Annotated in this window: 15 protein-coding genes and 2 riboswitches; of the genes, 8 read left to right on the top strand and 7 right to left on the bottom strand. The window is 69.4% G+C overall.

Going from position 1 to position 14,964, the window contains the following annotated elements; all coding sequences use genetic code 11:
* Window positions 1-38: 38 nt before the first annotated feature.
* Both ACZ7OO_RS21320 and ACZ7OO_RS21315 read right to left on the bottom strand, forming a co-directional pair.
* Window positions 39-1,790: an ABC transporter substrate-binding protein gene (locus ACZ7OO_RS21320; RefSeq protein WP_471506555.1), complete on the bottom strand. Its 1,752-nt coding sequence runs from the start codon at window positions 1,788-1,790 to the stop codon at window positions 39-41.
* Window positions 1,791-1,849: 59 nt separating this feature from the next.
* A complete protein-coding gene (locus ACZ7OO_RS21315; RefSeq protein ID WP_471506553.1) occupies window positions 1,850-2,848 on the bottom strand; it encodes an ABC transporter permease in 999 nt (332 codons plus the stop codon).
* A 642-nt stretch (window positions 2,849-3,490) separates the two neighbouring features.
* On the opposite strand from ACZ7OO_RS21315, the gene ACZ7OO_RS21310 reads away from it, so the two are divergent.
* Window positions 3,491-3,742, top strand: coding sequence for a hypothetical protein (locus tag ACZ7OO_RS21310; protein ID WP_471506551.1), 252 nt, complete (start codon window positions 3,491-3,493; stop codon window positions 3,740-3,742).
* A 108-nt stretch (window positions 3,743-3,850) separates the two neighbouring features.
* Here ACZ7OO_RS21310 and ACZ7OO_RS21305 read toward each other — a convergent pair whose 3' ends face one another.
* The 3 genes from ACZ7OO_RS21305 to ACZ7OO_RS21295 all read right to left on the bottom strand — a co-directional run bounded on the left by ACZ7OO_RS21305 (window position 3,851) and on the right by ACZ7OO_RS21295 (window position 6,499).
* Window positions 3,851-4,633: an enhanced serine sensitivity protein SseB C-terminal domain-containing protein gene (locus ACZ7OO_RS21305; RefSeq protein WP_471506549.1), complete on the bottom strand. Its 783-nt coding sequence runs from the start codon at window positions 4,631-4,633 to the stop codon at window positions 3,851-3,853.
* A gap of 166 nt (window positions 4,634-4,799) precedes the next feature.
* Window positions 4,800-5,591: an enhanced serine sensitivity protein SseB gene (locus ACZ7OO_RS21300; protein ID WP_471506547.1), complete on the bottom strand. Its 792-nt coding sequence runs from the start codon at window positions 5,589-5,591 to the stop codon at window positions 4,800-4,802.
* A gap of 218 nt (window positions 5,592-5,809) precedes the next feature.
* Window positions 5,810-6,499 carry an AAA family ATPase gene (locus ACZ7OO_RS21295; RefSeq protein WP_471506944.1) on the bottom strand — a complete coding sequence of 230 codons (690 nt, stop codon included), beginning with the start codon at window positions 6,497-6,499 and terminating at the stop codon, window positions 5,810-5,812.
* Window positions 6,500-6,655: 156 nt separating this feature from the next.
* Window positions 6,656-6,753: riboswitch (glycine riboswitch) on the top strand.
* Window positions 6,754-6,863, top strand: a riboswitch (glycine riboswitch).
* A 47-nt stretch (window positions 6,864-6,910) separates the two neighbouring features.
* Between ACZ7OO_RS21295 and gcvT the strand changes: the two genes are divergently transcribed.
* The 6 genes from gcvT (at window position 6,911) to ACZ7OO_RS21265 (ending at window position 12,436) form a co-directional block, all read left to right on the top strand.
* The gene (gene gcvT, locus ACZ7OO_RS21290) at window positions 6,911-8,038 is read left to right on the top strand and encodes a glycine cleavage system aminomethyltransferase GcvT (RefSeq protein WP_471506545.1); all 1,128 of its coding nucleotides are present in this window, start codon (window positions 6,911-6,913) and stop codon (window positions 8,036-8,038) included.
* Window positions 8,039-8,169: 131 nt separating this feature from the next.
* Window positions 8,170-8,547, top strand: coding sequence for a glycine cleavage system protein GcvH (gcvH, locus tag ACZ7OO_RS21285; protein WP_352219263.1), 378 nt, complete (start codon window positions 8,170-8,172; stop codon window positions 8,545-8,547).
* A 38-nt stretch (window positions 8,548-8,585) separates the two neighbouring features.
* Window positions 8,586-9,848: a serine hydroxymethyltransferase gene (glyA, locus tag ACZ7OO_RS21280; RefSeq protein WP_471506542.1), complete on the top strand. Its 1,263-nt coding sequence runs from the start codon at window positions 8,586-8,588 to the stop codon at window positions 9,846-9,848.
* 56 nt (window positions 9,849-9,904) lie between these two features.
* Window positions 9,905-11,272, top strand: coding sequence for an L-serine ammonia-lyase (locus tag ACZ7OO_RS21275; protein WP_471506540.1), 1,368 nt, complete (start codon window positions 9,905-9,907; stop codon window positions 11,270-11,272).
* Between the two features lie 371 nt (window positions 11,273-11,643).
* Window positions 11,644-12,204, top strand: coding sequence for a glycoside hydrolase family 25 protein (locus ACZ7OO_RS21270; protein WP_471506538.1), 561 nt, complete (start codon window positions 11,644-11,646; stop codon window positions 12,202-12,204).
* Between the two features lie 58 nt (window positions 12,205-12,262).
* Entirely contained in the window at window positions 12,263-12,436 is a 174-nt protein-coding gene (locus ACZ7OO_RS21265; protein ID WP_471506536.1) for a hypothetical protein, read from the top strand.
* Window positions 12,437-13,078: 642 nt separating this feature from the next.
* Here the strand turns inward: ACZ7OO_RS21265 and ACZ7OO_RS21260 are convergent.
* Both ACZ7OO_RS21260 and ACZ7OO_RS21255 read right to left on the bottom strand, forming a co-directional pair.
* Window positions 13,079-13,291, bottom strand: a complete 213-nt coding sequence (locus ACZ7OO_RS21260; RefSeq protein ID WP_471506942.1) for an EF-hand domain-containing protein — start codon at window positions 13,289-13,291, stop codon at window positions 13,079-13,081.
* A gap of 59 nt (window positions 13,292-13,350) precedes the next feature.
* Window positions 13,351-14,262, bottom strand: a complete 912-nt coding sequence (locus ACZ7OO_RS21255; RefSeq protein WP_471506534.1) for a helix-turn-helix domain-containing protein — start codon at window positions 14,260-14,262, stop codon at window positions 13,351-13,353.
* 60 nt (window positions 14,263-14,322) lie between these two features.
* Between ACZ7OO_RS21255 and ACZ7OO_RS21250 the strand changes: the two genes are divergently transcribed.
* Window positions 14,323-14,955, top strand: coding sequence for a GNAT family N-acetyltransferase (locus tag ACZ7OO_RS21250; RefSeq protein WP_471506532.1), 633 nt, complete (start codon window positions 14,323-14,325; stop codon window positions 14,953-14,955).
* Window positions 14,956-14,964: the final 9 nt, after the last annotated feature.

The following is a 14,964-nucleotide window of genomic DNA, read 5'->3' as shown; positions in this document are numbered from 1 at the left end:
CCGCGGGCACCAATGCCTTCACCTGCCTTCCGGGGCTGCTACTTCGACGCGACGCCGATGTTGAGGTAGTCGTACTGACCGCTGAAGGCCGCCGTGGAGACCAGGTTGGTGTAGGTGGTCGGGCGGGCCAGCAGGACCTTGAAGTACGTCAGCGGCACCAGGGCGGCATCGTCCATGGTCTGCTTGTCGATCTGCGTGTAGATGGTGTTGCGCGCGGTGTCGTCCTGCGTACCGATCGCCTTGGCCAGCAGGTCGTTGACCGACTTGTTGTCGTACTGCGACAGGTTGGTGTTACCGGACTGGCTGATCGCCTGGCCGTTCAGGATCTGCTGCAGGAAGCCGTAGCCGGACGGCCAGTCGGCACCCCACTGCATCATCATCAGGCCGACGTTCTGCTTGTTGGCGAAGTTCGGGACACCCGCGTAGTCGGTGAAGTACTTGCCCGACGGGTACTGCTTGAGGGTGGCGTTGATGCCGACCTTCTTCAGCGAGTTGATGATCGCCGTGGCGGCGTCGATCTCCTGCGGGCGGTCCGAGCGGGCCGTGATGTTGGTGTTGATCGACGTCTTGCCGCAGGCCTTCAGCTGGTCCTTGGACTTGGCCACGTCGCCCTTGTTGCTGGCGGTGGCGTAGACGTCCGACTTGCTGTAGCCCGGGATGTCCGGCGGCAGCACCGTGGTGGCGACGTCACCGCGGATCGGGCCGCCCTCGGCGGTCTGCACCGAGACCTTGTCGATCGCGTACTCGACGGCCTTGCGGCAGGCGACGTTGTCGAACGGCTTCAGCTTGGTGTTGATCGCCATGTAGACCAGACGGCCGCCGTAGGTGTTGTCCGTGTTGGCCTTCTTGGCGGAGTCGGTCAGCACCTGGGCCTGCGTGGCGGCCTGGACACCCGTGCCGCCGAGGTCGATCGCGTCGCCGGCCAGGACGTCCTTGTCGACCGTCTCGGGGTTCACCTTCAGGTTGACGATGATCTTGTCCGGCAGCTGCTTGCGCAGCGGGTCGGTCTTCGGGTCCCAGTTCTTGTTGCGGACCAGCACGGCCTGCTTGCCGTCCTGGTAGCTCTGGAACTGGTACGAGCCCGAGGACACGATGTTCTTGACGTAGTCGACGCCGTTGTCCTTGGCCTGCGGGACCGGTGCCGTCTGCGGGGCCGAGACCAGGTAGTCGAACTCCTGGAAGGACTGCTTCAGGTGGAAGACGATCGTGGTGTCGTCCGGGGTCTCGATGGACGAGAGACCCTTGGCGCTCTTGTCCTTGTAGGGGCCCTTGTACTTGTCGCCGCCGACCAGGAACTGCTGGAAGTAGTTCGGGCCGAGGGAGAGCACGTCACGCGCGAAGTTGGAGCGCTCGACGGCGTACTTGACGTCCTTGGACGTGATCGCCGTGCCGTCCTGGTACTTCAGGCCCGAACGCAGCTTGTACGTCCAGGTCTTGCCGCCGTCGCTCGGGACGCCCTTGCTCGCGGCAAGGTCCGGGACCAGGGTGTTGCCCTTGGAACCGGGGCCGGGCTCGAACGTCATCAGCGGGCGGGCGTACAGCCGGCTGAAGTTGTACATGTACGCGTAGTACGTGTTACCGGGGTCGAACGAGTCCGGGACGTCGGACAGCTCGTAGGTGACCGTGCCGCCCTTCTTGTCGGACGCGTTGACGACACCCTTGGTAGCCGCGTTGGCCGCGGCGGAGCTGCCGCCGTTGCCGTTCTTGTTGTCATCGGCCTTGCTGCACCCTGCAACCAGCAGGGTGGCGGAGCCGATGGCCGCGATCGCGGCCAGCGCTGACCTTCGCATGATGGGTGGGTTCCCCTCCATTGTCGGAAACTTAATCGGACTCTCGGTGACAGCAGGCGTCAGCGGCTGCGCGGGTCGAGAGCGTCGCGGAGACCATCACCGAGCAGGTTGAACGCCAGGACGGTGATGAAGATGGCAAGGCCGGGCACGATCATGTACTGCGGATCGACCTGGTAGTACGTCACGGCTTCGCGGAGCATGCCACCCCAGGACGCCTGCGGGGGCTGGATGCCGACGCCGAGGAAGCTCAGGGACGCCTCGAAGAGGATGTTGGTCGGGATCAGCAGCGTCGAGTAGACGATGATCGGGCCGACCAGGTTGGGCATCAGCTCACGGAACAGGATGTACGGGCCCCTGGCACCCATGCCGCGGGAGGCGTCGACGAACTCGCGCTCCCGCAGGGCGAGGGTCTGGCCGCGCACGATCCGGCCCAGGTAGGGCCAGTTGAAGAAGCCGATGACGAAGATCAGCACGCTCAGGTGGAGCGGCAGTCCGTTCAGGCCGAACGCGCCGCCCTGGAGGGTGGCGGAGATGGCGATGGCGAACAGCAGGAGGGGGAAGGCGAGGAAGGTGTCCATCAGCCGGCTGATGACCGAGTCGACACGGCCGCCGTAGTAGCCCGCGACGACACCCATGATCGCGCCGATCACGTTCGACAGGATGGTCGAGCCGAAGGCGACCACCAGCGACACCCAGGAGCCCTCCAGGACGCGGGTGGCGATGTCCCGGCCGAACTTCGGGTCCACGCCGAGCGGGTGATCGAGGCTCATGCCGCCCCAGCCGCCGGTCGGCAGCGAGGTGTTGGCGTCGATCAGGTCCTGATGGAAGGCGTTGGGATCGAGGCCGAGCAGGGCCTGGATGGGGCGGGCGAGGATCGCGACGAGAATCAGCAGGACGACAACGATGCCGCCGACCACGGCGACTCTGTCCTTCTTGAACCGGGTCCAGGCGATCTGCCCGAGGGAACGGCCCTCGATCTGACCCTTGCCGACACCTTCCAGCACAGCCTCCGGCTGCACTTCGGATGCCGCTCCGGTGGTCTCGATCGGTGCGGTCACTGTGACCCGACCCCTCTCGCCGGTGGTAACCGGCCTACGCCAGCCGCTGATTGCGGCTTTGTCGACTTGCTCGATCCGAGGTTTAAACCTCGGGCCTGACTGGCGAGTCTTCAGCTTCGCCGCGATCACCCGCCAGATCTGACGGAGAAAGTATGCGCAACCGTGATGCAGTCCGAGGGATTCCGTTATCCGAACGGTAGGTGGCGGGAGTCGGACGGTGTCAATCACCCCAGGAAGGTCGCAATCAACCCTTTTCGCCTTCATCTACGCGCGAAGACGAAAGCCAGCGGGACCGAGGCGGGCCCAAGCCCCCTAGGGGAGGAGAGAGTGACCCATGTCACATCACAGGGAGCGCTCTCCGGTTCACAGTAAGAGGTCACTTTCCTACCCGCCCACAGGGCGGACATTCGACGCAATCACGGATGGGCCGAGTCTAGCGGAAGTGGAATTTGAGCGTCATTTGAGGGTGTTCGCGTGCAGTAATTCGAATCCGCTTGCCAGCCTCAATTTCCGCCAGATAAATTCTTCGCCATCGGCGGAGAGCAAAGCCGCTCACCGACCAAGAATTGCTGGGCGGCGGACATCCGGCACGAAGGACCCGGCGTCCTGCCGGGGAGGCGAGGTCGGTGGGAGATCCGCAAGATGGTCAAGATCAAGGTCGACGGAAGCTACGCGTACAACGTGACCAAGCAGACCAAGAAGGACAACAGCGTCTCCTTCACCCTGCCGGTGGCTGGCCATTCCTACGGCTACGTCCAGCCGAAGGTCCAGTACACCCTTCTCCACCACCAAGTAGGTGGAGAAGCCGAACTGCAGTGTGGTGAAGGTGAAGTCGAACACCGTGGACGCCATCACCGCGTACCCGCTTTTCGCCTCGTGCCAGAGCAAGAATGAGGCCTGCACCCGAAGCCGAAGAAAGAAATCGGCGGAGGCCTCGGCGTACGCCAGAAATCACAGTGGGGCCCGCCCTGTTTCACAGGGCGGGCCCCACTGTTCGCTGGGTCAGTACCGCACGGGCGGATACCCGTACCCCGCCGCCGGGGCCGGGGCGTGTGCCTCGCGGTCGTAGAACGGCCGTGCCGTCGCGCGCATCCACATCACCACCGGGTCGTACTCGTCGGTCATGGCGACCGTCGACACCGGCAGTCCGTCCGGCACCGCCCCGATCGACTGCTGCATCATCGCCCGCACCGAGTCCACGGCCGGCGGCGACGTGTCGTACACGTCGAGCCCGATCGCGAGATACGGCGCCCCGAGCGCCGGCTGCACCCAGGCGCGCCGCAGTGAGCGGATCGCGGGCGTACGGTGGGCGTTCTGCGACAGCAGCGCATAGAACTGGGGGACCTCGATGGCCGGTTCCGCGAGGCGCAGCGGCCCCGCGGGCTGGCGGTCCAGGCCGGTCGCCATCCGGCGCAGGTCCAGCCAGGGGATGCCGACGCCGCCGCCGGGGGCGTGCGGGTTGAGCCACAGGCCGTAGTGGTCGGGATAGAGCGTGCGGGCCACATCGAGGCCGTCGACCACCTCGTACGAACGGTTCCAGCCGCTCGCCGACAGTTCCTGGGCCGAGGTCACGCAGGGGGCGTAGCCGTGACCGTCGACCTCCATGTTCCCGTACTGGGCGTCGGGGGAGCCGGCCTGGCCGTGCCAGAGCAGCATCCAGATCTGGCCGGAGGAGGGCGTGGCGAGGGCGCGGAGGAGTGCCTCGTAGGCGTCGTAGCGCCCGGGGGTTACCTGGCGCAGCATGTGCTCGACCTGTCCGGTCGCCGCGGTGCCGCTGGCGCTCACGTGTTACCGCCCCTTCATTGAGTTGCCCCGCGTTGGAGGTCGCCCCGCGTTTGGAGACAGCTTAAGCGCCAAGGGGGGTGGCGCAGATTGTCCGGCGGCGGGTGCGGGTTCGCGGTGGCCGCCCCGCCTCGGCCCCCTCCTGGCTCGGCTGCCGCTGCGCCGGCTTCTAGTGGCCGTACTGGTAGAAGGGGCGGACGTTCTCCCTCATCCAGTGGCCCACCGGGTCGTCCGCCACGTCCAGCAGGACCAGGTTCACCGGCCACTTCACCGGGACCCTGCCGAGGGCCTTGCCCAGCGCCTCCAGGGGCAGCGCCCTTATGTCCCCCTCCCACCGGGAGAGTTCGATGCCCACGAACATCACGGGGTCCGCCGTCTCGACCGCGGCCAGGCAGCGGCGGGCGGTGGCCACCACGCCGGTCTGCGCGAACTCGGCGGCGGCCGCGGTCAGGAAGTCCATCGGGTCGTCCTGCCAGTCCGGTTCGAAGAGACGGACCCGGCCGCCCGAGGCGGCGCCGTCCAGTTCGGTACGGCCGGACCGGCACAGCTCGGCGACCGCCTCCGGCGGCAGCGGGACGCCCACCACTCCCCCGGGGTTCACGGCGATGCCGACCTGCGGGGGCAGACCGCGGGCGAACTCGACGGCCGGGGCGATCGTGAACGACAGATGGGAGCCGACCACCAGTCGGAACTGCTCCTCGGAGCTGAAGACCGGGACGTACACCTGGCCCTGGATCTCCGTGGTGGGCAGGTCCAGCGAGCCGCTGTGCGGGCCGCCGCCCTCCGGCAGCGGGACCCACAGGAAGCTCCGGCCCAGTACCTCGATGAGCCGGCCCGCCGCCGCGGGGACGCCGAGGGAGGCCGACAGGACCTCCTCCAGCTCGTTGCCGGGCCAACCGCCGTGCGGGTGGGGCTGTGCCTGTGCCGGGAAGTCCGCGGGAATGTCCGCCGGGAAGTCCATCTGCCTACCGCCTGCTGGAAACCACTGCTGCTGAGGCTGAAAAGGCTAGCGGGTGGCTGTGACAATGCCTCACCCTGCGGGGACAAAGCCTCACCCCGCGAGCTTCTCCGCTTGCGGAAAGCCTCACCCCGCGAGCGCTCCGCTGGCGGCAAACCTCACCCCGCGAGCGCCCCGCTGGCGGCAAACCTCACCGCGAGCGCTTCGCTTGCCGGAAAGCCTCACCCCGCGAGCTTCTCCGCCTTCTCGAAGGCGATCCGGCACAGCACGTCAGCCGCGTCCCGGTCCAGGAGCACCGCCGAGCCGACGCCCTGGGGCGGGCCGCCCTTCTCCACCGCACGCACCAGGCGGGCGGCGGCGTGGCGGTGGCGCAGGAAGGCGTACCGGGAGACGCCCCGGCCACGCTCGCGCTGACCGTCCAGTGCCGTGCCCGGCGTCACGTCCAGGAGCAGCAGGTGCAGGGTGCCGTCGCGGCGGCGGGCCTCGCGGGCCAGCCAGTCACGCACCCAGGCCTGGGTACCGCAGTCGTGCACGACCATGCCCTCGCCGGTGCGCAGCGCGCGGCGCAGTCCGGCGTAGTGGGCGAGGCGGACCAGCGGGCGGTAGAGGGTGTACGGCAGGAAGCGGGCCAGGCGGGCGTCCCAGCGGTCGCGGGTGTCCTGGGAGTCGATCCGGATGCCCTGGACGGTGCGGTGCATCAGGGTGGACTTGCCGCTGCCGGGCAGCCCGGTGACCACGACCAGGTCACGCGGGCCGAAGAGCAGGCCGTGCGGGCTGTGTCCGGCCCGGTCGCGCAGATCGCGGACGACCGGTGCGGGGCGCTTGTCACACCGCTCGCGGGCCGGGGCCGTCGGCTGTCCCGGCAGGGTGATGCCCGTCGTCCCGTATGCCGTGGTCCTTGTCACCGTGATCGTCCTCCCCGGGGGTTCAGGAAAGGTTCTCCCCACTTAACGTAAAGAGAAGGTAATGCACGGTGTCTCGCGGTTCCGTCCGCTCCGCGCCACAGCCCTGTTACAAAGCTCCGCCCGGCATGCAATGATGTGCCCGCCAACTGCATACCGGCCGCTTGAATCCGCGCGGGAGAGTCCCCAGCAGTCTTCGCTGGGGCGCCGAAGGAGCAAGTCCCTCCCTTGAATCTCTCAGGCCCCGTTACCGCGCGGGCGAGGCACATCTGAAAAGCGGGCCGCTGTGTCAGTGGCCCCACCCAAGGTGCAAGCCGTGACCACTCGTGTGGTCAGGGCGAACCTCTCAGGTTCCGATGACAGATGGGGAGGACAGACCTCGCCTGTCATGCCCTGGGACCCTTGGGAGACGACCGACCGATGAGCAGTTCCGATTCCGCTGGACTCCGCCGTACCGCGCTCGATGCCGTGCATCGCGCGCTCGGCGCGACCATGACCGACTTCGCCGGCTGGGACATGCCCCTGCGCTACGGCTCCGAGCGCGACGAGCATGTCGCCGTGCGGACCAGGGCCGGGCTCTTCGATCTCTCCCACATGGGCGAGATCACCGTGACCGGCCCCCAGGCCGCCGCCCTGCTGAACCACGCGCTGGTCGGCAACATCGCCTCCGTCGGTGTCGGGCGCGCCCGCTACACCATGATCTGCCGGGCCGACGGCGGCATCCTCGACGACCTGATCGTCTACCGGCTGGCCGACACCGAGTACATGGTCGTGGCCAACGCCTCCAACGCCCAGGTGGTCCTCGACGCGCTGGCGGAGCGTGCCGCCGGGTTCGACGCCGAGGTGCGGGACGACCGGGACGCGTACGCGCTGATCGCCGTCCAGGGGCCCGAGTCGCCGGGCATCCTGAAGTCGCTGACCGACGCCGACCTGGACGGCCTGAAGTACTACGCGGGGCTGCCCGGCACCGTCGCCGGGGTCCCGGCGCTGATCGCGCGCACCGGCTACACCGGCGAGGACGGCTTCGAGCTGTTCGTGAAGCCGGAACACGCGGTGCGGCTGTGGCAGGCACTCACCGAGGCGGGTGAGGGTGTCGGCCTGGTGCCCTGCGGGCTGTCCTGCCGGGACACCCTGCGCCTGGAGGCCGGCATGCCGCTCTACGGGCACGAGCTGACCACCTCGCTGACCCCCTTCGACGCCGGGCTCGGCCGGGTGGTGAAGTTCGAGAAGGAGGGCGACTTCGTGGGGCGCGAGGCGCTCCGGGAGGCCGCCGACCGCGCCGCCGCCCGGCCGCCGCGGGTGCTGGTCGGCCTGATCGCCGAGGGCCGCCGGGTGCCGCGCGCCGGGTACCCGGTGGTCGCCGGCGGCGAGGTGATCGGCGAGGTCACCTCCGGTGCCCCCTCCCCCACCCTGGGCAGGCCCATCGCCATGGCGTACGTCGACGCGGCGCACTCGGCGCCGGGCACGGCGGGCGTGGCCGTGGACATCCGGGGCAGCCACGAACCGTACGAGGTCGTGGCGCTGCCGTTCTACAAGCGCCAGAAGTAGACCCCAGAGGTAGACCCAGAGGAGACACTGAACGCGGCGGCGCGTGACCCTGCGCACATTTCCGCTGCTCACATCTCTTTCCAGCAGTCCTCTTTCACCAGCACTCCCCCGCGTACAGGAGAATTCAGGCCATGAGCAACCCCCAGCAGCTGCGTTACAGCAAGGAGCACGAGTGGCTGTCGGCCGCCGCGGACGGCGTGGCGACGGTCGGCATCACGGAGCACGCGGCCAACGCGCTCGGTGACGTCGTCTTCGTCCAGCTCCCGGCCGTCGGCGACACCGTGACCGCGGGCGAGTCCTGCGGCGAGCTGGAGTCGACCAAGTCGGTCTCCGACCTGTACTCGCCGGTCACCGGTGAGATCACCGAGGTCAACGAGGACGTCGTGGACGACCCGTCCCTGGTGAACTCGGCCCCCTTCGAGGGCGGCTGGCTGTTCAAGGTGCGCGTCGCGGACGAGCCGGCCGACCTGCTCTCCGCCGACGAGTACACCGCCTTCACCGCCGGCTGAGGACCGTAGAGACACCGGCTGAGGAGTCGTAGAAAAAGATGTCCGTTCTGAACACGCCCCTGCACGAGCTCGACCCGGAGGTCGCGGCCGCGGTCGACGCCGAGCTGGAGCGCCAGCAGTCCACCCTGGAGATGATCGCCTCGGAGAACTTCGCTCCGGTCGCGGTCATGGAGGCGCAGGGCTCGGTACTCACCAACAAGTACGCCGAGGGCTACCCGGGCCGCCGCTACTACGGCGGCTGCGAGCACGTCGACGTCACCGAGCAGATCGCCATCGACCGGGTGAAAGAGCTGTTCGGCGCCGAGTACGCCAACGTGCAGCCGCACTCCGGTGCCTCCGCCAACCAGGCGGCCCTGTTCGCGCTGGCCCAGCCCGGGGACACCATCCTGGGTCTGGACCTCGCCCACGGTGGCCACCTCACCCACGGCATGCGCCTGAACTTCTCCGGCAAGCAGTTCGACGTCGTGGCCTACCACGTCGACAACGCCGGTCTCGTCGACATGGCCGAGGTGGAGCGGCTCGCCAAGGAGCACCGGCCGAAGGTGATCATCGCGGGCTGGTCGGCGTACCCGCGCGAACTGGACTTCGCCGAGTTCCGGCGGATCGCCGACGAGGTCGAGGCCTACCTGTGGGTCGACATGGCCCACTTCGCCGGCCTGGTGGCCGCCGGTCTGCACGCGAACCCGGTGCCGTACGCCGACGTGGTCACCTCCACCACCCACAAGACGCTCGGCGGTCCCCGCGGCGGCATCATCCTGGCCCGCCAGGCCTTCGCGAAGAAGCTGAACTCGTCCGTCTTCCCGGGCTTCCAGGGCGGTCCCCTGGAGCATGTGATCGCGGCGAAGGCGGTCTCCTTCAAGGTCGCCGCCTCGGAGGACTTCAAGGAGCGCCAGCGCCGTACGGTGGAGGGTGCGCGCATCCTCGCCGAGCGGCTCACCGCGCCCGACGCCCGCGAGGCCGGTGTGAACGTCCTGTCCGGAGGCACGGACGTCCACCTGATCCTCGTCGACCTGCGCGCGTCCGAACTGGACGGGCAGCAGGCCGAGGACCGTCTCCACGAGGTCGGCATCACGGTCAACCGCAACGCCGTCCCGAACGACCCGCGGCCACCGATGGTGACTTCGGGTCTGCGGATCGGCACCCCGGCGCTGGCCACCCGCGGCTTCACGGCCGAGGACTTCGCCGAGGTCGCGGACGTGATCGCCGAGACGCTGAAGCCGTCCTACGACGCGGCGGCCCTCAAGGCCCGGGTCGAGGCCCTGACGGCGAAGCACCCGCTTTACCCCGGTCTGAACAAGTAGTTCCCTGGTGGGGGCACCCGACGACGTGTGCCCCCACCCCCTTTGGAGGAGTTCCCGTGGCCATCTCGGTCTTCGACCTGTTCTCGATCGGCATCGGCCCGTCGAGCTCCCACACCGTCGGGCCGATGCGCGCGGCCGGCCTGTTCGCACGACGCCTGCGCAACGAGGGGCTGCTGGAATCCGTCGCGTCGATACGCTCCGAGCTGTACGGCTCCCTCGGTGCGACCGGCCACGGCCACGGCACCCCGAAGGCGGTACTGCTCGGCCTGGAGGGCGCCTCGCCGCGCACGGTCGACGTGGAGACGGCGGACGACCGCATCGAGGCGATCAAGAGCACGGGACGCCTGTCGCTCCTTGCCGAACACGAGATCGCGTTCTCCTTCGACGCCGACCTGAAGCTGCACCGCCGGAAGACCCTCCCGTACCACGCGAACGGCATGACCCTGTGGGCGTACGACGCGTCCGGGGCGGAGCTGCTGTCCAAGACCTACTACTCGGTCGGCGGTGGGTTCGTCGTCGACGAGGAGGCGGTCGGCGCGGACCGCATCAAACTGGACGACACAGTCCTGAAGTACCCCTTCCGCACGGGCGACGAGCTGCTGCGCCTGGCGAAGGAGACGGGTCTGTCGATCTCCGCGCTGATGCTGGAGAACGAGCGGGCCTGGCGTACCGAGGAGGAGATCCGCGAGGGTCTGCTGGACATCTGGCGGGTGATGCAGGCGTGCGTCGCGCGCGGGATGTCCCGCGAGGGCATCCTGCCGGGCGGTCTGCGGGTCCGCCGCCGGGCCGCCATCACCGCGCGCCAACTGCGCGCCGAGGGCGATCCGTTGGCACACGCGATGGAGTGGATCACGCTCTACGCGATGGCCGTGAACGAGGAGAACGCGGCGGGCGGGCGGGTGGTCACCGCCCCCACGAACGGCGCCGCCGGCATCATCCCCGCGGTCCTGCACTACTACATCAACTTCGTCCCCGGCGCCGACGAGGACGGAGTGGTCCGCTTCCTCCTCGCCGCCGGCGCGATCGGCATGCTCTTCAAGGAGAACGCCTCCATCTCCGGCGCCGAGGTCGGCTGCCAGGGCGAGGTCGGCTCCGCCTGCTCGATGGCGGCCGGCGCGCTGGCCGAGGTGCTGGGCGGTTCCCCGGAGCAGGTCGAGAACGCGGCCGAGATCGGCATGGAGCACAACCTCGGCCTCACCTGCGACCCGGTCGGCGGCCTGGTCCAGATCCCCTGCATCGAGCGCAACGGCATGGCCGCGGTCAAGGCGGTCACCGCGGCCCGCATGGCCATGCGCGGCGACGGCTCCCACAAGGTGTCCCTGGACAAGGTCATCAAGACCATGAAGGACACGGGAGCCGACATGAGCGTCAAGTACAAGGAGACCGCCCGGGGCGGGCTGGCGGTGAACATCATCGAGTGCTGAGGGAGTAGCTCGCCCATACCGTTGTGCCCGGCCTGTCAGAACGCGGGTGCCGGTCCCAGCGAGCAGCGAGGCCCGCCACGATGAGCAGCCCGCGGGCGGTTGCCTCCGTGTCGGCGGCACAGAGGCCGGCCGAACGGGGCGGAAGGCGTTCGGCGCGGGGCCGTACGGCGTCGGCGGTCAGTTCGGCGACGACGAGCACGATGTCGTCGTGGGGAGCGGGCGGCCGTGCTCGGTGACGTGGCCGCCCGGAGCTGACAATTCACGCGCCCACGCGGATCGCCCGTGCCGATCCGGGGAATAACGGAATACGCAGTTGCAATTCCCGCCCCCCAACTCCTGTCTCCCCCACCGGCATCCAGGGAGTCCCCCACATGCTGCACGGAATCGACGTGAGCGCCTACCAGTCCTCCGCCTACGACACGGACGGCCTCTCCTTCGTCTTCATCAAGGCGACGGAGGGGCGTTCGTACGTCAACCCCAAGCTCGCCGCCCAGACCAAGACCGGACGCGACGCCGGACTGGTCGTCGGCTACTACCACTTCCTCTGGCCGGGCAACCTCACCGCCCAAGCCGAGTACTTCGTCACGCACGCCCCCGAGAAGGCGGGCGAGATCCTCGCCGTCGACTGGGAGACCACCGGCGACGGCACGCATGCGAGCAACGCCGAAAAGGATCGTTTCATTCGAACAGTGCAGGAACTGCGGCCCAGCAACCGGGTGGTGCTGTACACCAACCGCAACTTCTGGCTCACCATCGACACCACCTCGTTCGCCGGCGACGGCCTCTGGATCGCCGACTACGTCAGCGCCGGCCACCCGCGTATCAAGGCCAAGTGGCGCTTCCACCAGTACACCAGCGACCCGCACGACAAGAACGTGGCGGACTTCGCCGACAAAGCCGCCCTCAAGGCATGGGCGATCAAGGGGAATTGAGCGTGGCTGGAGGCTCCGTCAGGTTTCTGTGCGGTGTGCCGGGGCCACACTGTGATCCGTGGTGACCAGCCCCGCGCCCTTCTGGGAGGCCCTCGACGCAGCTAACCGGGCGGCGCTGCTGCGGGCGGCGACGCGGGTCCCGCTCGTCGCCGGCCGGCAGTTCCTCACCCAGGGCGAGGACGCCGACCATGTCGTCGTGCTGGTGCACGGCTGGGTCAAGGTGATCGCCTAGTCGCACGCCGGCTACCGCGCCCTGCTCGCGCTGCGCGGTTCCGGTGAACTCCTCGGCGAGCAGGCCTCGGTGGAGAACGGCCGCCGCTCCGCCACGCTGGTCACGGCCACCGCCGCCGACCTTCTGCAGCTGCCCGCCGGCCGCTTCCACGTGCTGGCCCGGGCCCGCCCCGGCATCGCCGCCGCCTTCGAGCAGACGCCGGTACGACGGCTGCGCGAGGCGGACGCCCAGCGCGCCGGCATCACCGAACCGGTCCCCGCCCGCCTCGCCGCACTCCTCCTCGACCTGGTCGAACGCTGCGGCCTCCCGGAACCGGACGGCCCGTGGCGCCGCTGCCGCACTGGCGTTGACCGGGACGCCGGGGCTGGCCGCGCACCGGGAGGCCCACCGGCCCACGCTGTCGCAGGGCCAGCGCGGACGGACCCTGATCGCCGCCCCCGCCCTGATGCCCGAGCCCCGGCTGACGCTGCTCGGCGAACCGGCCGGCGGGCCTGCCGGGCCGGGAGCGGCTGCTCACCGCGCTGGACGTGCTGCTCCTGCGCGACGACCGCGCGCCGGCGCAGGGTCCGGCGGCACCGCACCCCGGGCAGGAGAAAGGGGGGCCCGGGATCCGGGCCCCCCTTCGCTCTTCGTCGCCGGCGCCTACTTGCTCAGGTGGGCCCAGAACTCGTCGAACGACAGAACCTTGTCGCCGTTCAGGTCGCGGCTGTTGATGATCGCCTGGGCGACCGTCTCGGTGACGTTCCAGTCGCCCCCCTGCGCGAGGGCGGTCTTGAACTCGGCGGCGGTGATGAAACCGTCACCGTCCGCATCGATCCGCTGGAAGTGGATGCGCGCTTCTTCGATGTCCGCCACCGATCCGCCCCTTTTGTTCGTATTGCTCATGCCGTGTCGGCGTACTGTCGCAGGTCAGATTAACGGTCCACGCGAGCCCGCAGAGCGGCGGCCACCCAGGCGATCTCCTCCGCGTGAGCAACCAGGGGCAGCCCCTTCAGCGTGGAGAGCAGTTCGCGATAGCGGGCGGCCCGGTGGTTGAACGCGCTGTCCAGCCGTTCCAGTACGACGGCCGCGTTGCCGTCGCCGAGCAGGGCCCGCAGCACCTCGTCGGCCTCGGGTGCCTCGGGTGCGATGCCCCGCCGACGTGCGTCGCCCGCCAGGTCGATGAGCCGCTTCATGAACCACAGGGAGGTCCCGGCGGGCACCTCGGGCCCCCGGTCGGCCGCGTTGAATTCGGTCGCCCGGCGCATCTGGGCCCGGAAGTCCGGGTCCTGGAGCATCTCGGCCAGCTCCACCCAGGCGTCGACCTGCTCAGGGGTCGGGTCCTCCGGCAGATCCGCCACGGTGGCGAGCATCCGCTTGCGGATCTCCGGGTCGACGGTGTCCAGCCCGTGCAGCGTCTCCTCGACGAACTCCTCGAGGATCCGCCGCCGCTCGGCAGCCGACAGCCGTGCCAGCTTGTTCATCAGGGTCGTCTCCTCCGCACTCGAACCGCGTCGGGCCACGGTCGACAGCACCGCCCGGGTCACCTTCAACGACCGGATCTGCGCGTCCAGCGCGGCCACATGCGCCGCCGCGACCTCCGCCACGGTCTGCTCGCCGGAGAGCACCGCACGCACATGCGCCAGGCCGAGGCCCAGTTCGCGCAGGGTGCGGATCAGCTCAAGGCGGGCGAAGGACTCGGCGTCATACAGCCGGTAGCCGCCGGACGACCGGCCCGCCGGGGTGAGCACACCCTCGTCGGACCAGTAGCGGATGGTGCGCACGGTCAGCCCCGTGGCGCGCGCCAGCTCACCGATGGTGAAAAGTCCGGTGCTGTCTTCGATCATGTCTGCGAGTGTGGGCCTTCCAGTGGGTGGAGACTCAAGGCTCAAGGAGCGGGCACGGCCATGGAGACCTTGCGGGACATTCTCGACGCGGCGGCCCGCGGTGTCTTCCCGCCACCGGACGGCCGAACGACCGTCGTCCCGCAGCCCTCCGGCCGGGACGCGGGGGTCCTCTCCTTCACCGCGCACTCGGTGGTTTTCGTCGACGAGGACCCGGAGTGGGTGTACGACACCCTGCGCGCGACCCCCTGCGACCCGCTCTGCGCGACCATGAACGCGCGTTTCCTGGTCGCTCTGATGGACCGCACGGGCCGCGAGCAGGAGACGATCGACGCGCTGCTGGTCGCCACCCCGCTCCCCGGCCGACCGGACCTCCCGCTGACCGAACTCACCGGCCCCGACCCCTCCCGGGTCGCCTACGCCCGCGCCCGCCGTGACGAGGTGCGCGCCTGGGCGACGGAGGGCGGAGTGGTCGTCCTGGGCCGGGGGGTCGCCGGGCGGCTCGAGGTCTCGGTGGAGGTGGATGAGGGGGTACGACGGCGAGGGCTGGGCCGGGCACTGGTGACCGCCGCCCGGCAGCTGGCCGAGGAGCCCCTGTGGGCGCAGGTCGCCCCGGGGAACGCCCGCAGCGTGCGGGCGTTCCAGGCGGCCGGCTATCTGCCGGTCGGCGCCGAGGCGCTGCTGCTCAGGACGTGAACCACCGGC

It is taken from the genome of Streptomyces sp. NPDC111744 (genome assembly GCF_055634995.1).
This window is presented reverse-complemented; position numbering and strand designations above follow the sequence as displayed.